This is a genomic window from Psychroserpens sp. NJDZ02 (assembly GCF_004843725.1).
GTDB lineage: Bacteria > Bacteroidota > Bacteroidia > Flavobacteriales > Flavobacteriaceae > Olleya.
Window position 1 is genome coordinate 1,013,909 of record NZ_CP039451.1, and the last position, 21,634, is coordinate 1,035,542.

21 protein-coding genes and 1 tRNA gene are annotated in these 21,634 nt (G+C 33.9%); 15 read left to right on the plus strand and 7 right to left on the minus strand.

Annotated elements, in window-relative coordinates:
* Positions 1 to 39 precede the first annotated feature (39 nt).
* From lptC to E9099_RS04520, 4 genes are read right to left on the minus strand one after another with little or no spacing between them, the layout of a single operon-like run.
* Positions 40 to 594: an LPS export ABC transporter periplasmic protein LptC gene (gene lptC / locus E9099_RS04505; protein WP_136582515.1), complete on the minus strand. Its 555-nt coding sequence runs from the start codon at positions 592 to 594 to the stop codon at positions 40 to 42.
* Positions 594 to 1,925: a tetratricopeptide repeat protein gene (locus tag E9099_RS04510; protein WP_136582516.1), complete on the minus strand. Its 1,332-nt coding sequence runs from the start codon at positions 1,923 to 1,925 to the stop codon at positions 594 to 596. Before E9099_RS04510 ends, lptC begins: the two co-directional genes overlap by 1 nt.
* A gap of 18 nt (positions 1,926 to 1,943) precedes the next feature.
* Positions 1,944 to 3,251 (minus strand): hypothetical protein, encoded by a 1,308-nt coding sequence (locus tag E9099_RS04515; protein WP_136582517.1) that lies wholly within the window; start codon positions 3,249 to 3,251, stop codon positions 1,944 to 1,946.
* A complete protein-coding gene (locus tag E9099_RS04520; protein WP_136582518.1) occupies positions 3,248 to 3,979 on the minus strand; it encodes a type III pantothenate kinase in 732 nt (243 codons plus the stop codon). The genes E9099_RS04515 and E9099_RS04520 overlap by 4 nt, the downstream gene beginning before the upstream one ends.
* A gap of 188 nt (positions 3,980 to 4,167) precedes the next feature.
* On the opposite strand from E9099_RS04520, the gene E9099_RS04525 reads away from it, so the two are divergent.
* The 4 genes from E9099_RS04525 (at position 4,168) to E9099_RS04540 (ending at position 6,120) form a co-directional block, all read left to right on the plus strand.
* Positions 4,168 to 4,243 (plus strand) — tRNA-Phe (locus tag E9099_RS04525).
* Between the two features lie 129 nt (positions 4,244 to 4,372).
* Positions 4,373 to 4,846 carry a nucleoside deaminase gene (locus E9099_RS04530; RefSeq protein WP_136582519.1) on the plus strand — a complete coding sequence of 158 codons (474 nt, stop codon included), beginning with the start codon at positions 4,373 to 4,375 and terminating at the stop codon, positions 4,844 to 4,846.
* A 202-nt stretch (positions 4,847 to 5,048) separates the two neighbouring features.
* On the plus strand, positions 5,049 to 5,624 hold the full coding sequence (locus E9099_RS04535; RefSeq protein WP_136582520.1) for a GNAT family N-acetyltransferase: 576 nt from the start codon (positions 5,049 to 5,051) through the stop codon (positions 5,622 to 5,624).
* Positions 5,625 to 5,736: 112 nt separating this feature from the next.
* Entirely contained in the window at positions 5,737 to 6,120 is a 384-nt protein-coding gene (locus tag E9099_RS04540; RefSeq protein ID WP_205961018.1) for a hypothetical protein, read from the plus strand.
* On the opposite strand, the gene E9099_RS04545 is transcribed toward E9099_RS04540, so the two are convergent.
* The 3 genes from E9099_RS04545 to E9099_RS04555 form a co-directional block, all read right to left on the minus strand.
* Positions 6,117 to 6,602, minus strand: coding sequence for a nucleoside-triphosphatase (locus E9099_RS04545; RefSeq protein WP_136582522.1), 486 nt, complete (start codon positions 6,600 to 6,602; stop codon positions 6,117 to 6,119). The two genes, E9099_RS04540 and E9099_RS04545, sit on opposite strands and share 4 nt — an antisense overlap.
* Entirely contained in the window at positions 6,599 to 7,606 is a 1,008-nt protein-coding gene (locus tag E9099_RS04550) for a hypothetical protein (RefSeq protein ID WP_136582523.1), read from the minus strand. Before E9099_RS04550 ends, E9099_RS04545 begins: the two co-directional genes overlap by 4 nt.
* Before the next feature lie 582 nt (positions 7,607 to 8,188).
* Positions 8,189 to 9,430 carry a cation:proton antiporter gene (locus E9099_RS04555; protein ID WP_136582524.1) on the minus strand — a complete coding sequence of 414 codons (1,242 nt, stop codon included), beginning with the start codon at positions 9,428 to 9,430 and terminating at the stop codon, positions 8,189 to 8,191.
* A gap of 262 nt (positions 9,431 to 9,692) precedes the next feature.
* On the opposite strand from E9099_RS04555, the gene E9099_RS04560 reads away from it, so the two are divergent.
* From E9099_RS04560 to E9099_RS04610, 11 genes are all read left to right on the plus strand, one after another.
* Positions 9,693 to 10,589 carry an alpha/beta hydrolase gene (locus E9099_RS04560; protein WP_136582525.1) on the plus strand — a complete coding sequence of 299 codons (897 nt, stop codon included), beginning with the start codon at positions 9,693 to 9,695 and terminating at the stop codon, positions 10,587 to 10,589.
* An 88-nt stretch (positions 10,590 to 10,677) separates the two neighbouring features.
* A complete protein-coding gene (locus tag E9099_RS04565; RefSeq protein WP_136582526.1) occupies positions 10,678 to 11,013 on the plus strand; it encodes an arsenosugar biosynthesis-associated peroxidase-like protein in 336 nt (111 codons plus the stop codon).
* Positions 11,014 to 11,072: 59 nt separating this feature from the next.
* The gene (gene arsS, locus E9099_RS04570; RefSeq protein WP_136582527.1) at positions 11,073 to 12,128 is read left to right on the plus strand and encodes an arsenosugar biosynthesis radical SAM (seleno)protein ArsS; all 1,056 of its coding nucleotides are present in this window, start codon (positions 11,073 to 11,075) and stop codon (positions 12,126 to 12,128) included.
* Positions 12,129 to 12,164: 36 nt separating this feature from the next.
* Entirely contained in the window at positions 12,165 to 12,851 is a 687-nt protein-coding gene (locus E9099_RS04575; RefSeq protein WP_136582528.1) for a DUF2064 domain-containing protein, read from the plus strand.
* Positions 12,852 to 12,892: 41 nt separating this feature from the next.
* The gene (locus tag E9099_RS04580) at positions 12,893 to 16,084 is read left to right on the plus strand and encodes a SusC/RagA family TonB-linked outer membrane protein (RefSeq protein ID WP_136582529.1); all 3,192 of its coding nucleotides are present in this window, start codon (positions 12,893 to 12,895) and stop codon (positions 16,082 to 16,084) included.
* A 10-nt stretch (positions 16,085 to 16,094) separates the two neighbouring features.
* The gene (locus E9099_RS04585; RefSeq protein WP_136582530.1) at positions 16,095 to 17,540 is read left to right on the plus strand and encodes a SusD/RagB family nutrient-binding outer membrane lipoprotein; all 1,446 of its coding nucleotides are present in this window, start codon (positions 16,095 to 16,097) and stop codon (positions 17,538 to 17,540) included.
* 3 nt (positions 17,541 to 17,543) lie between these two features.
* Entirely contained in the window at positions 17,544 to 18,878 is a 1,335-nt protein-coding gene (locus tag E9099_RS04590; RefSeq protein WP_136582531.1) for a sodium:solute symporter, read from the plus strand.
* Entirely contained in the window at positions 18,863 to 19,690 is an 828-nt protein-coding gene (locus E9099_RS04595; protein ID WP_136582532.1) for a metallophosphoesterase family protein, read from the plus strand. Before E9099_RS04590 ends, E9099_RS04595 begins: the two co-directional genes overlap by 16 nt.
* Positions 19,691 to 19,694: 4 nt before the next feature.
* Entirely contained in the window at positions 19,695 to 20,216 is a 522-nt protein-coding gene (locus E9099_RS04600; protein WP_136582533.1) for a rhodanese-like domain-containing protein, read from the plus strand.
* A complete protein-coding gene (locus tag E9099_RS04605; RefSeq protein ID WP_136582534.1) occupies positions 20,216 to 20,839 on the plus strand; it encodes a TIGR04282 family arsenosugar biosynthesis glycosyltransferase in 624 nt (207 codons plus the stop codon). Before E9099_RS04600 ends, E9099_RS04605 begins: the two co-directional genes overlap by 1 nt.
* Positions 20,820 to 21,632, plus strand: coding sequence for a purine-nucleoside phosphorylase (locus E9099_RS04610; protein WP_136582535.1), 813 nt, complete (start codon positions 20,820 to 20,822; stop codon positions 21,630 to 21,632). The genes E9099_RS04605 and E9099_RS04610 overlap by 20 nt, the downstream gene beginning before the upstream one ends.
* The last annotated feature ends 2 nt before the right edge of the window (positions 21,633 to 21,634 follow it).

The following is a 21,634-nucleotide window of genomic DNA, read 5'->3' on the forward strand; positions in this document are numbered from 1 at the left end:
ATATACTAAAAAAGTAAACCGTTATTAATAAAGAAGCCATTATTCTTGTACAGCAAACTGACCTGTAACTCCAAGAATTTCAGCTTTTTTAAAGTCCTTATCAGAGTCAAAGCCATTACCACTAGTCACATAACCTTTAGACCTGTATGTCGCCGGCCTATTAGTAAAGAGCCACTCTTTAGATTGATCGTAATATAGCTGATCCGCAAACAAGGTGTCCTTGGTTGGTGTCGCAGCAATAACATTACCTCTTAGATCTATTAAATCTGTATTATTATATATAATAGCATAATCGGAGATTATTGTGGTTTGCGCATTTTTGTCGTCATATAAGTGTAAAACAACACCATCTGGAAACTCAGAAAAGGCAAATTCTCTATTACTATAATCATACATCTTAGGACTAATTAAATTAGCCGCTAGCCGACCAGAATCTGTATACTTTACATTTATACTATCTGATATCCCGACAGGATCATTAGCGGACATACTTAATTGTTTTACGTCCTCCAAATTGCTTTTACATGCAAAAAACAAAGTCATAGCTAATGCTATGACTGAGTTTTTAATAATATGTAATTTATATTTCTGCATTATAGGCTTGGCACTGTTACACTTCTTCCAATCCAACATCCAATTTTAATAGTTTGCCCTCCTTTACCCGAAGAGAAAATATCAGATTTAGATGGTGCTTTTGCTCTATAACTTGATGCTAATGAAGAGTATCCTCCTTTGTCAGCTTCATTTGCAGCTAACCAGAATACTGATTGCTTATCAAATGTTGTTGTCCCACAATTATTTGCACTTCCTGCATACATTCTAGCGATATGCTCATAAGGCTTTCTATTTGATGGGTTAAGCTTTAAAGACTGTTGAAAATATTGTCTTGCTTTTCCATAATTACCACTCTTCTTAAAATCTAATGCAATCGTATAATTTAATTTAGCCTTTTTAATAGGATCTGTTTCTAAGGCCATTGTTTGGTCTAAATACTTTTGCTCACCAGTTATTATATATAAATAATAAGAAGTGCTAGCATTAGGCTCAACTATGTTTTTCTGCTTAACTATAGTTGTAAACATTGGATCAGTCTTACATCCTTTTTGATACAGTTTATTCATTGCTCTTTGCAACCAAACACCATTGTTTTTGTTTGCCTCGTAATCTTTTTGATATAATGGGATTAAGTTTTCACAATTAGCTCTATCTCCTAATTCTTTATCAACTCCATCTTGTACTTTATCAAAAGCATCAACCATAGCACCATAATACGTTTTGTACTTACCTTCTTTTTTAGTCAAGGCTGTACCCGCATCTTCTTTAACAACTAACTCATTTAATTTTTTTGAGTTGTATTCAATTTCAACTTCAATCTTATCTGATACATCATCATACTTATCAAATAATTCTTGATCTGTCTTTTGTTTAGCATCAAAAAGATTAACCATCAATTTAAAATAAACATATAAACTTTTAGCATTTTTAAAGTTATCCTTATCAGTTTTATATGATGTATCAAAACAGTTATATAAATCTTGATCAGACAATCCTAACTCAGCTTTGTTATCATATTTTAATTGACAAATTTTAGAAGGATACTCCCCTACTTTTTTATCATTAGGAAAATTAGCCATTCTCTCTTCCCATAACTTAATTAAATCTAAAACATTAGCTTTTTTCTCTTCACCTGTTTTAGTATCTATATAATGTTCTAGAATATCCTCACCATATTTATAGATTCCCATGTGGTATTGAGGACAATCTTTTCTTAATTCGTTAAGAGACTTATAGGCAGCATCAAAGTTTTTTGCTTTTGTAGCTTCCGTCATTAGAGACAGCTTCGTCATACATTCTTCTGAACTTTGTGCAAAACCAACGTTTAGCCCAAATATCAAAGCAATAAATAAAGTAATTTTCGTTTTCATAATCATAATTTTATGCTGTTAGTTATATTTCTTTTTAATAAACCATCTATCATTCAGCGATAGACTCAATTGGAAACTTACAAAGTTTTCTTTTACTAAATTAGCGTTTGTCGTTCCTCTTTGACCAAACTCTAAACCAATATTAGCATTAGAAAACATATTCCCAACTGGTATACCTACTCCAAAAGACATGCCAAACTCTTTAATAGCCTGATTATTAATATTAAGACCTGTGTTCTCAAAACGCAGACCAGCTCTATAAGTCATTCTTTTCCAGTATTTTGATAATGAATTATATTCTGGAATATAAAAACCTCCAAAAGATAATTTTGAAGCGTCTTCAAAGCTTGCTCCCACATTATCATACAAAGGGTTAAAAAATTCACTTGTATTTTGAGTTGTATATTCCAAACCTGCAAACCATTTTCTTGGTTGACCTAATCCTGCTCCAAAACTAAATTTTGATGGCAACGTTAAATCCGTTTCCTCTAAATTTGAAGACACTAAATCCGCATCAAGGTCGTTAAAAATAAATTCAGTTTCTGTTTCAGTATCAACTGTTATAGTGGAAAATGTTCTTTCATTTTTAGACGTTAAGTCCGTCTGTGGTGTAAATGTTGCTGAAGCCTGTAATTCTAATTTATCAGTTATCATTTCCTGATAATGAACACCCACGTTAAAATTTAAACCACTTAGATCAGAACGTGTATATTCCTTTGTTTGGTATTGAAGCAATTCTCCTTCCGTATTATAACCAAAATTTATGGTGTTATTTTCTATGTTCCCAAAATCATAATCTGCTTGAATACCAACACTTAATGATTTATTTACTTGATACCCTAAACTTAAAAAGACTTTATTTAATCCTCCTTCACCTGTATATCTATAATCCATTTTATCTTCAGAGTCTCTACTTTCTAATTTGTAGCCAACTGAAGAATAAGGCTGTAAACCAAAACCAAAACCAAATTTACCAACTGGCACTGATAAAGCTAGGTAGTCAAAATTAGCACTTTTTGATTTATCGCTACCAGTATCCGATTTAAGATTAGAAGAAGTAGCACTACCTCCTACTGTAAATTTAACAGGTCTAGACTCTCCATTCCATCCCTCTAAGTTATTTCCAGCAAAAGTTGCTGGATTTTGGAAATTAATATGGACACTATCCTTATAGACCCCTAATCCTCCCATGCTTCGGTTCTCTACAGACCCTTTAAAATTTATACTTCCTATACCATAAAAAGAATATGGTGAAGCTGTTCCATTCTGACCGTAACTTTGAATTGCAAATAGTGCAATAAAAACTAATCCAAGTTTTTTTATCATTCGACTGTGTTATATTGTAATATATAATTCAAACCTTCTAGTAAGAAATTTGAATTGGCAAATATGCTACTTTTTAATTGCTTTGACAAAAAATTAGCATCTCCTCCTGTTAAAATAATTGTTAAATCTAAATATATTGACTGATATTCCTTAATAACTCCATCCATTTCATTCAAAACACCGTAAACAACTCCACTGTTTATTGCTTCCATTGTTGAATTCCCAATTAAATGCTTAGGACTTTCTGTTTCTAATAACGGTAAATTCGCTGTTTGATTATGTAATGCTTGATAACGCATTCTTACACCCAGTGATATAGCTCCTCCTAAATATTGGTTTTCTGTATTTATAAAATCATACGTGATACATGTTCCTGCATCTATAATTAAAACATTTTTATTTGGAAATTGTTGTACAGACGCACAAACTAATGCAATCCTATCTATGCCCAAGGTTTTAGGGGTACCGTATAAATTAGTAAAAGGGACTGGTGTTTCATGATTTAAAATCAATACTTTTAAATGCGCCCTCAAATATATCAAAACGTCATCCTCTAGTAATCCAACCGAAGACACTATAGCTAAACGCACTTTAGTGTGAGTCTCTAAAATTTGTTGTACCGAATTTAAAACATCCTTAGTCTCTACAGCAGTGTTATCTTCTATTTTGTTATTATTAAAAACAGCTAGTTTAGTCCTAGTATTCCCAACATCTATTATTAAATTCATATAGTTTCTAAAAAGAACAAAATTACAAAACCATTACTATAAAAATCTTAATAATTTTATAATACTGACATTGAGATTATTAAACCCTGCAAAGGTGAAAACTCAAAAAAATATTGTAAATTTTTTACTTTTTTCTTTGGTAGTTCTAAAATTGAAACTATATTTGCACTCGCAATATAATTGCTACTGGTGCCTTAGCTCAGTTGGTAGAGCAAAGGACTGAAAATCCTTGTGTCCCTGGTTCGATTCCTGGAGGCACCACCACTAAAAACCCGATTCATCTGAATCGGGTTTTTTGGTTTAAAGAACTAAACCAAAGCTTAATAATTCACTATAAAAAAGTAGTATATTAGCTAATGCTACATTTTTCAACTTAAAAATTTAAATTATAGTATGAGTAACAAAGATCAATTTATGAAAGAAGCTGTCAGCGCAGCTCTAAAGGGAATGAATAACAACGAAGGTGGACCATTTGGTTGTGTCGTTGTTAAAGACGGAAAAATTGTAGGACGCGGAAACAATAAAGTAACCTCTACTAACGACCCAACTGCTCATGCAGAAGTGACCGCTATTAGAGATGCTTGTAAAAATTTAGACTCGTTTCAATTAGACGGCTGTGAAATTTATACGTCTTGCGAGCCTTGCCCAATGTGTTTAGGTGCTATTTACTGGGCTAGACCAGACAAAGTATATTACGGAAGTAATCAAGTAGATGCTGCTAATATTGGTTTTGATGACGAATTTATTTACAAAGAAATCCCATTACCGTATGCAGAAAGAAGTATCCCATTTGAGCAATTAGCTCGTGACATTGCTTTAGAGCCTTTTCAAGAATGGACTAAGAAAATGGATAAAACTGAGTACTAAATAAACGGCTACATCAATTGGATGTATTTACCTTTATAGACAAAATATATCGAGAAGTTCCAAATAAGAAAAACTTCTCGATTATTTTGCTTAAGACTTTCATTCGAATTGATGTTATAGTATTATGTTTTTATCTCATTTCCAATATTACACACCAATGACACCTAAAAAGTTATTAATGAGTTTGTATAAAAAAGCCTAAATGAGTAAAGAAACAAAAATAAACAAGTCCGTTTTTGATGTTTTTCCAGAACTAGAAAGCGAACGTCTATTGTATAAAGCTTATACAAAAAAGGATGCGCGAACGCTTTTAAACTTAAGAAGCAATAAGGCAATCTCCAAATACATGGACACAACAATTCCAAAATGTGTTGAAGATACTTTACAAAGAATTGAAGGCTACATAAAAGCTTTTAAAGAAAGGAAAGGAATTACCTGGGCTATTGTAGACAAAAGCACCAATACTGTTATTGGTGACTTTGCAATTCACCACATTGACAAACAAAACTCGAGAGGGGAAATTGGTTATATTTTACATCCTGATTTTTGGGGCAAAGGTTATATGACAGAAGCCTTAAACACACTAATTACTTTTGGCTTTAAAGATTTAAATCTTCATAGCTATTCTGCTAATGTTAATATTGAAAATATCAACTCAAAAACACTGTTACTTAAATTCGGATTTAAACTAGAAGCTATATTTAGAGAAAACTACTATTACAATGGTCAATTTTTGGATAGCGAAATTTACTGCTTGCTACAATCTGATTTAAAATAAACGTCTTATCGCACTACATTACAAAACACAAAACATCCTTAAAGGCGCACTTATTTATAGTGCTGGAGACACAATAGCCGCTTTAATAGTTGACGAGTTTTATTGGCATCGTTTGCTGGGAATAGCATTTATTGGCGCGACTTTTTACGCGTTTGAAATCCCCAACTATTTTGATTGGATTGTAAAAAAGACTAAAGATTTAAAAGGTGCACGCGCTGTAATATCCAAAACCGGCTTAGCAATAGCATACTTTAACCCGCTTTGGGTTGTAAGACACCTACTGTTTATCAAATTGGTTTCTTGGCAATTTAATTCTATTGGTTTTAATTTAATAGAAATTGCCTTTTGGTCCTTTTTAGTAAATATTCCTGTTTCGTTTTTAGCAAATTACTTAATTCAAAATAGATTTAAATTGAAATGGCGATTCTTAGCAAGTGCGATATACTCGGCAATAATGGCGATTTACTATGCTTTAGGCGAAACTATTTTTAGTTAAATTAAATTTTCTAAATCTTCCGTAGTCAGAATAGCACATTCCGTTATCCCATAATACTCCAAAACAGCATCCAGTAAATAATCCCGGACAACCAATATAAGATGTGTGTTATCTTTAGATCCAAATTGAGCACTCAAAGCTTCGGTTGAAATATGCAAGCCTTCATTTTTTAATTCTAACTTACCTATTTCATCAATAATCAAATATTTAGTTTCTGTTTTTGAAGCTTCTAAAGTCAAATAGTCATTAGCTTCATTAAAAGCCGATTGTAAAAATTTAAAATTACCTATTGCAACTATAGCTTCCTTTTCAGCTTCAGCTTCAAGCTTAAAAGTTATTTCACTTTTTAATTTCAGAAAATAGCGTTTTCCGTTAGCATCATCGGGACACAATACCCCATCAACATCATTCCTGTTTTTAGACCAGTTTAATAATGCTGTCGTTTTCCCAGATCGTATTGCTCCTGTGAGGATATAAATCATTCCGAAGGTATTTTAAAATGAATACAATTAGAAATGCTATTCGCTATAAAAAACCTAAACCGATTGAATCCTTTTAAATGCTGCGTTTGTTTCCATGTAAATGAAATAATTTGTCTAAAAAAAGGAAACAAATCCATCGCATTAGCAATGTCCTGCTGGTACTTAGATTCTTTTTTACTTAAGTATTTCTGAACCAATTTTAATAAAAAAGGACCAATTACTAAATACCAAAGCATCAAAACAAGAAAACTACGGAACACGATATAAATGGCTTTTTGCCACCCAAAAAGCGCACCTCCAAATATTGAAAACCCCAAAACAATTACAGCAACCGTAATTAACCAAACCCAAATAACTTTAGTTTTAAAAGGCACTTTTGGTTTAGTACTTTCCGATTCCTTTGGCATTGTTTCTAAATAAAAATCAACTTCGGGCTTACTTGCTATTATCGTAATAATACTTTTAATAAACACTCCTGATAATAGTCCAAAAATACCATATACGACCAGATATAACGTGACCAAAAAAGATGTGGTGGAGGTTTCTGAGACAAAGTCTAACTTTTGCTGAACCCATGCACCATAAATATTAATAGCTTCCCATAGACCAGCACCATAAACCACTGTTAGTACTATTAATTTTTGCAGTGCGGACTCTAAAAAAGTCACCATCCCTAAAACCAATAACACAACACCTTTCCAAGAAAAGTTAGAAAATAAAAACGCACCACAAAGGGCTTGAAAACTGACCGCAACATAAGCTCCGAATGGAGAATACGGACTTACCGCCATTTTAATAATCAATACAATAACCAATGCTTTTAAAATAGCTTGCCATTTATTTTTAGCATAAAAAGCAATTAAGCTAATTAATAATATTGAAACACCACCAACTATTAAACCTGTAAATGGCGAATTAAACACGTGTAAAAAACCACCTAACCCAGACTCGTTTAAAGCCCAAAGCGCAGTTAATTTATCTATAATTGATTTGTTTTTCCTCATCCTTAGTCACTACAATAATAGTCATTATTTTCTTACAAGAGATCAGAGCAATCCCTTCGAAGGCATATTATCTTATAGCTCAGCACAAATTAACTTAGTTTTTTTTTAATGCACTTGTAGTAATATTAAAGTCGATTGCACGATTATGTATCAAAACCAAACCGTAGTTATTATTACCTCATCTTACAACACCCTTAAACGTTTTAAAATCGGTTTAGGTGGTTTGATGAGTTGCGACACATGCGTCTAATGCTAGATAAAAAAAACAATTATCCCGAAAACATATAAGATTAACTTAAAAAGATGTGTCTACTAAAAGTTTACAGATTCCTACTCCCATATGTCCTTCTCCGAATAAAAATAATTCTGGCGTTCCCGACACAACAGTGCTCAAACTATAGCCCTAACGTGTAACTACATTCTATTTTCTTGCAATGTTAAAACGGCTTGTCTTTGGTCATTATCATAGTAGAACCAACAATGCAAGGCGTAGACCCAAACATTTGTATATCGTAATAAAAGCTATGGGTATTTGCACTTTTTTAAATTCAGCTAAAAGTGTTATAAAATTACGCATAACCTTTATTTGACTTCTAACTTTTTAATAAGCTTACCAACAGTCAACCCTTGGAACACAATAGAAAAGACCACAACAACATAAGTAATTACTAAAAACAAATCACGCTCCATAGCTTCTGTAAGCCCTAAAGCTAATGCTATAGAAATCCCACCACGCAATCCTCCCCAAGTCATGATTAAATTGGTTTTTGGCACAAAATTTAATTTATTTTCAAAAAACTTTATAGGCACTAATAATGACAAATACCTAGATGCTAGCACTAAAGGTATTGCAATTAAACCCGCCATTAAATACTCGAATTTAAAAGTAAGCACTAACATTTCCATCCCTATTAATACAAACAGAATTGTGTTTAAAAGAATATCTATTAACTCCCAAAATTTATCGACATAAACCTCGGTGGTTTCCGACATAGCACTGCTTCTAACAGTATCGTTACCTACAACTAAACCCGCTGTAACCATTGCCAATGGTGCAGAAATATGCCATTTTTGTGCTAAAACAGTCCCTCCCATAACTGCTGCTAGGGTTATAATAACTTCAATATCATAATCATCTATAGATTTCATTAGTCTATACGTAATCCAACCTAAAACTAAACCTAACCCAATGCCTCCTATAACTTCTAAACCAAACAATTCCGCAACCTCTAAAGCACTCACATTATCAATACCTAAACTTGCTATTTTAAAAATGGTTAAAAATATAACAACGCCAACACCGTCATTAAATAAGGACTCTCCTACAATCTTTGTTTCTAATTCTTTTGGCGCTCCTGCTTTTTTTAGAATACCTAAAACAGCAATAGGATCTGTAGGCGATATCAAAGACCCGAATAATAAACAGTAAACAAAATCAACATGTAAACCAACTATTGGCAAGGCATAAAACATGATCAAACCGACTAAAAACGTAGACAACAAAACACCAAATGTTGCAAATATTAAAACGGGCCAACGTTGCACTTTAAGTTGTTCAAAATTAGTATGAAGCGCTCCTGCAAAAAGCAAAAAACTAAGCATAACATCAAGTAAAACTTCTTTAAAGTCTATTTGTGTGATAATAAAACGCTCAGCATTTAGTAATGTATCATCAAAATAACTAAGTATAAAAACCGCAAATGTAAACACGATTGTAATTAGCATTAAACCAATAGTGTTTGGCATTTTTAAAAAGCGAACGTTTAGATAACCAAAAGCCGCAGCCATAAACACTAACACAGAGATAATTACAAAATAGTCCATAGAAACATAAATTTAATGCTAAATTAAAAATTTATATCTTCAAAGTCTCACTAATTAAGCACTAAGAAAAGACTAATATAAAATACAACATTATACGATCTTGACACGGCACAAGACGTTTTAAATACAAACCGATAGAACATAATATTTGATTTAAACATTAAATCTATTAGCTGTTTAATCACAACAGATTAATAAAAAGAAAAAAAATGTCAGAAAAATTCCCCTATTTTTGACCAAACTTTTGTTTCTAATACGATTTATGAAAAATCTATATCTAGTCATCTTAATATTAACCTACCTCTCAAGTCCTGCACAAAACATGAAAACTTACACCTACGCCACAAAAGGATTAGATACACTTAAACTAGATGTTTATACACCAGAGAATATAAAATCAACAGACAGTTTACCTGTTGTTATTTGGATGCATGGCGGTGGTTTTTCTGGAGGCGGACGTAATGGTATTGACGAGGTCAACATTGTAAATGCAGCAAATAAAAATGGATATATAGGCGTTTCTATTACTTACCGATTACTACGTAAAGGCACCAAAACAGGTTTTGGTTGCAATTGCAGTAAAGAGGATAAGCTTTTTACATTTAATCAGGCAGTGATCGACTTTTTAGACGCTACTAATTTTATCTATCAAAATAGTGCGATGCTACAAGTAGACACAACTAAAATAATAGCTGCAGGAAGTAGTTCTGGTGCAGAAACTGCTTTACACGCGGTCTTTATGAGGCCCTTTTTTATACCTGACTTAACCGTTTACAAAGACATTACTTTTGTTGGTGTCATTGGTTTTTCTGGTGCTTTTTTAGACATAGACGCCCTAACTATTGACAATATGGTACCTGTAGCTCTTACTCATGGCACAGAGGATGGCGCTGTACCCTATGGTAGTGCTCCTCACCAAAATTGCCAACCAAAAAAAACAGGGTATATGATGCTACATGGCGCTAAAACTATTACCCAAAAACTAGATACTTTAGAAGCGTCTTACTTTTTAAACATTGTTAAAAACGGGACTCACGATGCTGCAAACGTGCATCCTGAAGATCTAGACGACATCTTTTATTTTTTAAATAAAACAGTCCTAGAAAACGAGATTATCCAAACCAAAAAATACACATTACCAAAACCTACCACCTATTAATTTATCGGAAATTACGGTACTTTTGTTAGTACAACTAAAACTTTACGACAAAACGGTTTTAGATTTATATCTTTAAAAAAAAATCACAATGGCAAAAACATATTACGATCCAGCGGACCTAAGAAAATTTGGGAAAATAACAGAATGGAGCGAAACACTTGGAAACAAGTTTTTTGATTACTACGGTACAGTGTTTGAAGAAGGCGCTTTAACTGCTAGAGAAAAGTCATTAATAGCGCTTGCTGTAGCACACACAGAGCAATGCCCTTATTGTATTGATGCTTACACTAAAGATGGTTTACAACGTGGTGTTACCAAAGAAGAAATGATGGAAGCAGTCCATGTAGGAGCGGCTATAAAAGCTGGAGCAACTTTAGCTCATGGTGTGCAAATGATGAATAAAGTAAACAAATTAGATGGTTAATATTAAAACCAATGATTAATTAATTTCGTAGGTAGACTACAAACAAGATAACTGTATTAATGGCAACAAAGTCCCTTAAAAAACTAGGAAGCGATTTAGCACAAAGCAATAAACAATTAGAGATTTTATCTGGTGGTATTTTTGCTGATGGCGAATTACCGACTTTCAAAGATAAAATTTCTGAAACTGGTCAATTTCCGCTTAAAGCGAAAAAACTAGAAATACTACAAATTAACGTTGGCTACATGTGTAATCAAGTGTGCGAGCACTGTCACGTAGATGCAGGTCCAGACCGAAAGGAAATTATGACCCAAGAGACTATGCAACAAATCTTGGATGTTATAAAAACAACTGGTGCACATACTTTAGACTTAACGGGAGGTGCTCCAGAAATGAACCCAAATTTTAGATGGTTTGTAGAAGAAGCTTCAAAAATTGGAATTAAAGATTTTATTGTCCGTTCTAATTTAACCATTATTCGTGCTAACAAAAAGTATTACGACTTACCCGAATTTTTCAAAAAACATAATATTCATGTTATAAGCTCTATGCCACACTGGACTAGAGGAAAAACAGATAAACAACGTGGCGAAGGTGTTTTTGACATGTCCATAAAAGCATTGCAAGAATTAAACGCTGTTGGTTACGGTATGCCCGGAAGCGACTTAAAACTGGACTTGGTTTATAATCCTTCAGGTGCCTTTTTACCTGGTGATCAAATGGCTATGGAAAAAGATTTTAAGAAAGCACTATCGGAAGATTTTAGCATTCAGTTTCATAACTTATTTGCCATTACAAACTTACCAATTGCTCGTTTTTTAGATTATTTAATTGCTTCAGAAAACTACGAAGATTACATGTACTCTTTAGTAGAAGCTTATAATCCTGCTGCTGTAGCAAACGTCATGTGTACTAATACACTGTCTGTAAGTTGGGATGGTTATTTATTTGATTGCGATTTTAATCAAATGCTAGAACTACCTGTAAACAGTAAGTCTAAACACATTTCTGAGTACAAAACAGAATTATTAGAAGGACGAAACATTATAATTTCTCAACATTGTTATGGTTGTACTGCAGGTGCAGGAAGCAGCTGTCAAGGTGTTGTTGCATAGTTAAAATAGATTTTTCGCTTCCGCGGAAATTAAAAAATGACAAAAAAAACGGCCATATTAATTTTTTCAAATTCTGCTAAAGAGGATGCCAAGCGCAAATCTTTTGCAGATAGTCAGTTGTTTGAAACATTGACTAATGAAACCATTAATAAAGTAAAGAAAACAGGACTACCCTATTTTCATTTTACTGAAGCGCAGCAAGAAGGAACGTCTTTTGGTGCACGTTTTAGTCATGCCATACAAACCGTTTTTGACAAAGGTTTTACAAATATAATTTCGATTGGAAATGACACGCCTCATTTAAAAACCAAGCATCTAAATGATGCTAACCAAAAACTAAATAACAATCAGTTAGTCTTTGGGCCTTCTAAAGATGGTGGTTTTTATTTAATGGGACTTAATAAAGCGTTATTTAATACTAAACGTTTTAGTCAACTTCCTTGGCAAACCTCAGCGTTAAAAACAACCACATTACAGTTATTATCTGTCAATCATATTAGCTTCAGTTTACTAGAAACTTTGGTTGACATTGACTCGGCTTCAGATATATCTTCCATATTAAATAGCTATAAAACTATTTCAAAAGCAGTAAAAACAATATTACTCCAGCTTTGTATTTCCGCGAAAGCGATACTTTTATACACTGCTATAGTTATCGGTTTTACTATAAATCACACCCTTTTTAACAAAGGCTCTCCTCAATTAGTTTCAATTAAAAACTAAAGACTTTTAAGTCATTTTATTTCTGAAACTAATCTTTTTAAATGAAACACATTTACTTATGTGCTTTGCTTCTTGTATCAACATTTAGCATCGCGCAAACTACAATTACAGGTACCATTACAAGTGCTGAAGATGGTCAAACATTACCATACGTCAACATTGTGACCAGCAATAATAGCGGAACAATTACTGATAATGATGGGCAATATTCTATTACTATTTTAGATAATACGGAGACTTTGTCGTTTTCGTTTATTGGGTATAAAACGCAACAAATAGCCATTACTAATCAAACTATTATAAACGTTGCTTTAATTGAAGATGCTTCAAGTTTAGACGAAGTAGTTATCACAGCCCTAGGATTGGAACGCGATACTAAAGAGCTAGGTTATGTGGTACAATCGTTATCTTCAAAAGGGCTTACAGAAGTTAAAGCGGTCAATTTTTTAGACAATTTAGCAGGTAAATTAGCTGGGGTTACGATTTCTCAAGGCGCAACAGGTGTTGGATCGTCTTCAAAAATTACGATTCGTGGCGAAGCCTCTTTCTCCAACAACAATCCGCTGTTTGTAGTCGATGGTGTTCCTATCAATAACAACACTGTTTTTAACTTTACAAACGAGGCTGCTGCAGGTTTTCAGGAAATAGATTTCGGAAATGGTGCGATGGAAGTTAATGCGGATGATATTGAAGAAGTTTCGGTTTTAAAAGGACCAAGTGCTGCTGCATTATACGGTACGCGTGCGTCAAACGGAGTGATTGTTATTAAAACCAAAGATGGTAAAAAGTCAAAGGGCTTAGGGATTAGTATTAATACGTCTGTATTTGTAGATTCTGCTTTTAGATTACCAGAATTTCAAAATAGTTACGGACAAGGTAATTCTGGACAATTTGAATATGTTGATGGTCTTGGCGGTGGTATTAATGATAACATTACCTATTCTTGGGGACCACAATTGGATGCTGGTATTTTTACGCCACAATTTGATAGTCCTGTAGTTTTGCCAAACGGAACCATTGTACGTGGTGGAGATACTGCTTTATACAACGGAGACGCCATTACTCCAACACTTTTAAAATCCAATCCGGATAACTTAAAAGACTTTTATCAAACTGGCGTCACAACTATAAACAATATTGCTATTTCTAATGGATTTGACACAGGAGATTACCGTTTGTCTTTTACAGATTTAAGAAGCGAATCTATTATCCCTGGTGTTAATTTAGACCGACAAACTGTTGCTGCAAAGCTTAATTTTGAACCTACGGAAAAAACAACAATTTCAACTTCTATTTCTTATACAAATTCTACTAGTGATAATAGACCATCTAATGGTTATGGAAGCGAAAACGCAAATTATAGTTTGGTAGCTTGGGGACCACGAAGTCTAGATATTAATAGCTTAAAAAATTATTGGCAACCTGGTTTAGAAGGTGTGCAACAATATAGTTTTAACTACACATTTTTTGATAATCCATATTTTATTTTATACGAAAACACCAACAGTTTTAATCGCGATCGTGTGTTTGGTAATGTGGCTTTTAAGCATCAATTTACCGATGCTTTTAGTTTACAATTCCGAACAGGAATGGACTACTCTTCAGAAAAAAGAGAATTAAAACGTAGTTATTCTAGCAACCGATTTAAAAATGGTGCATACGCAGAACACGATGTCTTTTTTAGAGAAATTAACACAGATTTCTTATTAAATTATAATAAAATCTTTGGCGATTTTAAAGTAGACATCTCCGCTGGAGGAAACCGTTTAGACCAGAAGGCATCCACAAAACAAGCTCAAACCGTCAACTTAGCGCAACCGGGTATTTTTAGCTTAAATAATGCAGCATCACCTATTGAAGTGTTTCAGTTTGACTCTAAAAAACGCATTAATTCTTTTTACGGAATTGCCAAATTAGGTTATAAAGATTTTCTGTATTTAGATATTACAGGACGTAATGATTGGTCTAGTGCTTTAGCAACTCCTTTTTCAGTCGATGGGACTTCATTTTTCTATCCTTCGGCTTCAGCCAGTTTTATATTATCTAATACTACCACACTTCCAAAAGCGTTGTCTTTTGCAAAACTAAGAGCCAGTGTAGCACAAGTAGGAAACGATACTAATGCGTATCAAACATCTGCCGCTTTTATCTCTCAAACACCTTATAATGGCCAACCAACTTTTAGCAATCAGGATTTTATTCCTAACGCTAATTTAAAACCAGAAAGCACAACTAATTACGAGTTTGGTGCAGATTTACGTTTTCTAAATGACCGCATCCGTTTTGACTTTACCTATTACAACGCAATTACCAAAGACCAGATTATATCATTACCTATTCCTATATCCTCAGGTTATAACCAACAAGTGGTTAATGGTGGTAAAGTAAAATCGACTGGTGTCGAAATTATTGCAGGTATCACACCAATTAAAACCAGTAATTTTAAATGGAACACGACGTTTAACTTCGCGAAAAACAAAGCTACTATTGAAGAATTACCGCAAGCAGACGGTCGTTTAACTTTGGCTTATAGCCGAATTTACGATAGTGCCAACCAAACCGTTTGGTTTCAAGTGGAAGAAGGTGGGCAAATTGGAGATATTTATGGTACAGGGTATTTGAAAAATGAAAATGGACAATTTATAATTGATGACAACGGAAACTATATTGCTGATAACACGCTACAAAAACTAGGAAACTATAATCCAGATTTTACATTAGGTTGGAATAACGATTTTAATTATAAAAATTGGACTGCAAGCTTTTTGTTTGATTGGAGACAAGGAGGAGAGATTGTATCTCGTACAAGTGCTCTAGGGAATGTTGGTGGTCAATTAGCAGAAACAGAATATAGACCAGAAGACGGAATTATTGCGGAAGGTGTTACGCAAACTGGACAACCCAATACAGTTGCCATTTCTGCAGAGAGTTATTACAGACAATTTTACGACAGAAACCATGAAGAAAACAATGTCTATGACGCGTCTTACTTAAAGTTGAGACAATTTTCTATTGGTTACAATTTTAAACTAAAAGAAGGCTTTTTAGGGCTAGAAGAAGGTGGCGATATTGCAGTATCCTTAATTGGTCGCAATTTGTTTGTTATTACAGAAAACCCACATTTTGACCCAGAACAATTAGCGGTTCAGGGTAATGGTTTTGTAAGCGGAGTTGAGGATATGAGTTATGCCTCATCACGTAGTTTTGGATTAAAAGCAAGTTTAAATTTTTAAGGGCAACATCATGAAAAACACATTATATATATTAAGTTTTTTCGCGCTTGTTTTAACCACAAGTTGCACCAAGAACTTTGAAGAGATTAATACTAATCCTAACGCACCAAACACTGTACAACCAAGTTTGTTACTGCGTCAAGTTATTTACGATTTTGGCGAACAAATGAGTTACGAAGGTTTTGTTGCTGGCGATTTATTATCGCAACACAGAACCGCTTTAGACTTTAACCTATTTGACCGACACGATTTAAAATCGCCACAATTAGGAGGAAATCCTTGGCCTATTTTTTATACGAATTTGCGTGACAACGAAATCATACTAACACAATCCAGAACAACAGCTACTTTTCAAGTCTATGAAGGTCCAGCCTTAATCCTAAAAGCCTACATGGCAGCAGGATTAACAGATTTATTTGGAGATGTACCCTATTTTGAAGCCTTTAATGGCGTTAACGGAACCGTTACACCAACTTATGATACACAGCAATCTATTTATTTAGACGACAACGGAATCCTTGATAATTTAGACAAAGGGATTGCAGCCATCCAAAACTACAATTTAGCCATTCCTTTGGAAGGAGATATTTTATTTAATGGTGACTTAAATGCTTGGGTGAAATTCGCGAATAGTTTGAAGTTAAAATATTTAATGAGACTATCGGATAAAATCGATGTTTCAGGAGACTTGCAAGCCCTATATAATTCAGGCGATTTTATTTCAGCTACAGCTGAAAACGCAGTATTCAACTTTACCAATACAGATCCAAACAGCTTTAGATTAGCACAATTACGTGTTGGAGATTTCAATAATTTTGTATTATCGGAAACTATGGAAAACGTTTTAATTAACCTAAATGATGATAGAATTAACACCTTTTTCAGACCATTTGAAAACGCCACAACTAATCAATATAACGGTCTACTAAATGGTATTGATGCGTCATCAACATCTATTGCTTTAGCGGAATACTCGTTAGCGGGTTCTGCATTTAGAGAAGACACTTCGGTCTTAGACGCCAATTTTATGACGTCTTGGGAAGTTCATTTTATTTTAGCCGAAGCATCTTCTAAAGGTTTAATTTCTGCAAATGCACAAATGCTATATGAAACAGGCGTAACACAAGCTTTTGAATATTGGCAGACTGATATGCCCACATCTTACTTAACTGAAAGTGCAGCTTTTGATGCTGTTGGCACCACTCCTTTACAACAAATTATCACCCAAAAGTGGATTGCCAATATTATTAACGGTTATGAAGGTTGGGTAGATTACAGACGCACAGGTTTCCCTGAATTTAATACTATTTCGGCAAGTTTAAATAATGGATTAATTCCTGTAAGAATGCCTTATCCTGCAGAGGAAGATGCATTGAATGCCGAAAATTATAATCAAGCTGCAAACGCAACAAACGGTAACGATATAAACTTCCCAGTTTGGTGGGACGAAAACTAACAGATGAGTACAGAAATTTGGCAATGGATTTTGGTAGTGGGATCAAGTTTAATCTTGTTTCTCCTATCCCCTTACGCTAAAACTACGGAGTCCTTTTTTAAAGCTAATCACAATAAAAAATCTCCAAACGTTTTAGTCCTAACGGGAAGCCTTATTATTTCTTGGATTTTTGCCAAAAGCATTACCAATGCGGCTAATTTAGGTTTAGATTTTGGTATTGTTGGTGGTGTGGCTTATGCTGGCTATTATTTAAGTTTTGCAGTTGCAGGATTACTAATATATCAATTACGTACCAAAGGTGGTTATACCAGTATCCATCAATTTTTAACCAGTAAGTTTGGCAAAAAGGCTGTTGCTGTTTTTACTATTTTAATCATTATTAGATTATTTAATGAGGTTTGGAGTAACACCATGGTTATTGGCTCTTACTTTGGAGAAACAGGAAGCACCAGCTATTACACAGCCATAATTGTATTTACATTACTAACGCTAAGCTATGCCATTAAAGGTGGTTTGAGTAGTTCTATTTTTACGGATGTGATCCAAATGGTCTTATTTTCTGTACTGCTAATCATTATTTTATATACTATTTTTTCTGTTGAAAATTTTACAGCAAAAGACATTGCAACGTCCGGAACTTGGAGTTTTGAACTGGGTTTAAACCTGTTTTTTGCAGCCATAATTCAATCCTTTAGTTACCCTTTTCATGACCCCGTTTTAACAGACAGAGCCTTTATAAGTTCTCCTAAAGTGACTAGAAAAAGCTTTTTATGGGCCAGTTTATTAGGTGCTATTTGTATTGTGTTATTCAGTATTATTGGTGTTTATGCACAAACACAAGGTTTTAAAGGGCAAGCAGCAGTTGAAGTTGGAAAAGCATTTGGTGTGGTGGTATTGTTAGCCATTAATTTTATAATGATAACCTCCGCAGCATCAACCCTAGATTCTACTTTTTCATCATTTTCAAAACTATTAGCTGTGGATTTAGGCTTAGGCAAAAGTTTGTCTTTTGGACGATTAGCAATGGTTGCAATTGCCTTATTAGGGACCATTCCAATCTTTTTTAATGCCGAAATCCTATCAGCAACCACCATTTCCGGAACTATGGTTATTGGTTTAACACCAATCTTTCTATTCTGGAATTATAAAGTGCCTATAATCAGTTTTTATTTAAGCGTGGGTTGTGGCATCCTTTTTGGTTTTTTATTAATATTTAAAGCATTTCCTGAGGCATTAATTTTTACTAAAGGGCGTTATGCCGATTTACTTTGGGTAAATGTTTGGGGAATTTTTAGTTGTAACATTTTATATTTCGTTCCTAGATGGATAAAACAATAAAACATATTGGCACATTATCTGGCAAAGTGCTTCTTTTTGGAGGCGTTTACAGTAATTTACAAGCTTTGGAGGCACTTAAAGCGGTTGCCGAAAAAGAAGAAATAACACCAGAAAACTGTATTTGTACAGGAGATATTGTTGGCTATTGCGCACAACCAGAAGAAACAGTTCAATTGCTTAAATTATGGAAAGCCAATAGTGTATTAGGGAATGTAGAAATACAACTAATTGAAGGCGAAGAAGACTGTGGTTGCGACTTTACTGAAGGGTCACGTTGTGATGGATTTTCAAAACTATGGTATCCATTTGCCCAAAGTCAGCTGAGTAAAAACTCCATTGACCATCTTAAAACGATTCCCGATCATCTAACATTTACTTATGCCAATAAAAAAGTAGCGGTTGTGCATGGTGATTATTTTAATGTCTCGGAGTTTGTATTTAAATCTACAGATTGGTCTGTTAAATCAAAAACATTAGAAGCCACCAATAGTGATGTTATTATTGCGGGACATTGCGGTTTGCCTTTTAGTCATGAACAAAAGGACAAATTATGGCTAAACCCAGGCGTTATTGGGATGCCTGCCAACGATGGAACGCCACAAGTCTGGTATGCTATTTTAGAAGACCTTAATGGCGAAATGAAATTTACACACCACAACCTCGACTATAATTACAAGTTAACCAATAGCTTAATGAAAAATGGATTATTGCCAGAAGAATATGCAAGAACCATTATTACGGGAATTTGGGATAACACCGAAATTTTACCAGCAATAGAAAGTGGATTACAAGGTTTCGGAATTAATTTATAACCCTATGAAAACAGTATTATTTTTATTTATAAGTCTTTTTGCTGCACAAAGCATAGCGCAAGACACGTTGGATGAGTTACTAAAAAAACACAACAAAAATAGTGTCCCATATATTTCTGTGCAAGAATTAGCAATGCCAAAAACAGACGCTATTATTTTAGACGCGCGCGAACCTAAAGAGTTTGAAGTGAGCCATATTAAAGATGCAATGTTAGTTGGTTATAACTTTTTTGACATTAAAACAGTAACAACACAGCACACTAATAAAGATCAAAAAATAGTAGTCTATTGCTCACTCGGCATACGATCAGAAACGATTGCCAAAAAGCTAAAAGACGAAGGCTACACCAACGTACTTAATCTTTATGGCGGTATTTTCGAATGGAAAAACAATGATTTTATTGTAGTAGATTCCGAAGAAAAAGAAACAGAACAAGTACACACCTTTAACGAAGCATGGAGCAAATGGTTAACAAAAGGAGAACATGTATTTGAAGTAAAACCTACAAAAAAGAACACTAACTAATGGCTCATAAAAACCTAATAATAACCTTTACCAGAAACCCAGAGTTAGGCAAAGTAAAAACAAGATTAGCCAAGACCATCGGCGAAACTTCCGCTTTAGCGATATATATAAAATTGTTAGAACATACCGAAAGTGTTTTACGCAATATAGACAGCGACAAAGCAGTTTACTACTCGGTTAAAATCAGAGAAAACGATCTTTGGGATAGTAATATATACCAAAAACATCAACAATTTGGTGACGACTTAGGTATCCGAATGCAAAACGCTTTTAAAGCTGGTTTTGACGCAGGTTATAATAAAATTGTGATTGTTGGGAGTGATTTACACGATTTACAACCCAAACATATCACGCAAGCATTTGAAGCATTGGATACAAACGATGTCACAATTGGTCCTGCCGAAGATGGCGGTTATTACCTTTTAGGAATGAAAACCCTGCATAAAGACGTGTTTAAAAATAAAAATTGGGGAACCGAAACGGTATTTGATGACACTATTAAAAATTTAAAAAATGAAAGCGTATTTTTGTTAGAACAACTAAATGATGTTGACACTTACGAAGACATTAAAAATAACCAAACACTTAAAGCTTTAATAGAATATGATAAAACATATAAATAAAACAGTCGAATACCTTCAAGAAAAAGGATTTAACAATCCTGAAGTTGGTATTATTTTAGGTACTGGATTAGGTAAATTAACTGACGAAATTGAAATTATAGAAGAAGTTAGCTATAATCATATTCCTAATTTTCCTACTGCGACTGTCGAGTTTCATAAAGGGAAATTAATTTTCGGAAATTTAGCAGGTAAAAAAGTAATTGTAATGCAAGGTCGCTTTCATATCTATGAAGGTTACAGCTTAGAAGACGTGACTTACCCTGTTAGAGTTATGGAAAAATTAGGGATTAAAACATTATTAGTTTCTAATGCTTCGGGAGCCATTAATTTAGATTTTAAGAAAGGTGAATTAATGCTAATTGACGATCATATTAACCTACAAGGAAGTTCGCCTTTAGCTTTTAAAGGTGTGCAAGAATTAGGCGAACGTTTTGTTGACATGAGTGCGCCTTACGATTTAGAAATTAACAAAAAATTTAAAGCCATTGCAAAAGCAAACAACATCACATTGCACGAAGGTGTGTACACTAGTGTTGTCGGACCGCAATTAGAAACTAGAGCAGAATACCGTATGCTAAAAATTATTGGTACCGATGCTGTTGGTATGAGTACTGTTCCGGAAGTAATTGTTGCTAATCATTTAAATTTAAAAGTGGCTGCTGTGTCAGTTTTAACAGATGAATGCGACCCAAGTAATCTAAAACCTGTAGATATTACCGAAATTATTGCAATGGCTAATCAAGCAGAGCCAGATATGATTACGTTATTTAAAGGGTTGATAGAAACACTATAACA

What these genes read in the sequence shown, in the direction of transcription:
- lptC (WP_136582515.1), bottom strand. Translation starts at nt 594, where the DNA reads ATGCAGAAATATAAATTACATATTATTAAAAACTCAGTCATAGCATTA.
- E9099_RS04510 (WP_136582516.1), bottom strand. Translation starts at nt 1,925, where the DNA reads ATGAAAACGAAAATTACTTTATTTATTGCTTTGATATTTGGGCTAAAC.
- E9099_RS04515 (WP_136582517.1), bottom strand. Translation starts at nt 3,251, where the DNA reads ATGATAAAAAAACTTGGATTAGTTTTTATTGCACTATTTGCAATTCAA.
- E9099_RS04520 (WP_136582518.1), bottom strand. Translation starts at nt 3,979, where the DNA reads ATGAATTTAATAATAGATGTTGGGAATACTAGGACTAAACTAGCTGTT.
- E9099_RS04530 (WP_136582519.1), top strand. Translation starts at nt 4,373, where the DNA reads ATGAGTAACAAAGATCAATTTATGAAAGAAGCTGTCAGCGCAGCTCTA.
- E9099_RS04535 (WP_136582520.1), top strand. Translation starts at nt 5,049, where the DNA reads ATGAGTAAAGAAACAAAAATAAACAAGTCCGTTTTTGATGTTTTTCCA.
- E9099_RS04545 (WP_136582522.1), bottom strand. Translation starts at nt 6,602, where the DNA reads ATGATTTATATCCTCACAGGAGCAATACGATCTGGGAAAACGACAGCA.
- E9099_RS04550 (WP_136582523.1), bottom strand. Translation starts at nt 7,606, where the DNA reads ATGAGGAAAAACAAATCAATTATAGATAAATTAACTGCGCTTTGGGCT.
- E9099_RS04555 (WP_136582524.1), bottom strand. Translation starts at nt 9,430, where the DNA reads ATGGACTATTTTGTAATTATCTCTGTGTTAGTGTTTATGGCTGCGGCT.
- E9099_RS04560 (WP_136582525.1), top strand. Translation starts at nt 9,693, where the DNA reads ATGAAAAATCTATATCTAGTCATCTTAATATTAACCTACCTCTCAAGT.
- E9099_RS04565 (WP_136582526.1), top strand. Translation starts at nt 10,678, where the DNA reads ATGGCAAAAACATATTACGATCCAGCGGACCTAAGAAAATTTGGGAAA.
- arsS (WP_136582527.1), top strand. Translation starts at nt 11,073, where the DNA reads ATGGCAACAAAGTCCCTTAAAAAACTAGGAAGCGATTTAGCACAAAGC.
- E9099_RS04575 (WP_136582528.1), top strand. Translation starts at nt 12,165, where the DNA reads ATGACAAAAAAAACGGCCATATTAATTTTTTCAAATTCTGCTAAAGAG.
- E9099_RS04580 (WP_136582529.1), top strand. Translation starts at nt 12,893, where the DNA reads ATGAAACACATTTACTTATGTGCTTTGCTTCTTGTATCAACATTTAGC.
- E9099_RS04585 (WP_136582530.1), top strand. Translation starts at nt 16,095, where the DNA reads ATGAAAAACACATTATATATATTAAGTTTTTTCGCGCTTGTTTTAACC.
- E9099_RS04590 (WP_136582531.1), top strand. Translation starts at nt 17,544, where the DNA reads ATGAGTACAGAAATTTGGCAATGGATTTTGGTAGTGGGATCAAGTTTA.
- E9099_RS04595 (WP_136582532.1), top strand. Translation starts at nt 18,863, where the DNA reads ATGGATAAAACAATAAAACATATTGGCACATTATCTGGCAAAGTGCTT.
- E9099_RS04600 (WP_136582533.1), top strand. Translation starts at nt 19,695, where the DNA reads ATGAAAACAGTATTATTTTTATTTATAAGTCTTTTTGCTGCACAAAGC.
- E9099_RS04605 (WP_136582534.1), top strand. Translation starts at nt 20,216, where the DNA reads ATGGCTCATAAAAACCTAATAATAACCTTTACCAGAAACCCAGAGTTA.
- E9099_RS04610 (WP_136582535.1), top strand. Translation starts at nt 20,820, where the DNA reads ATGATAAAACATATAAATAAAACAGTCGAATACCTTCAAGAAAAAGGA.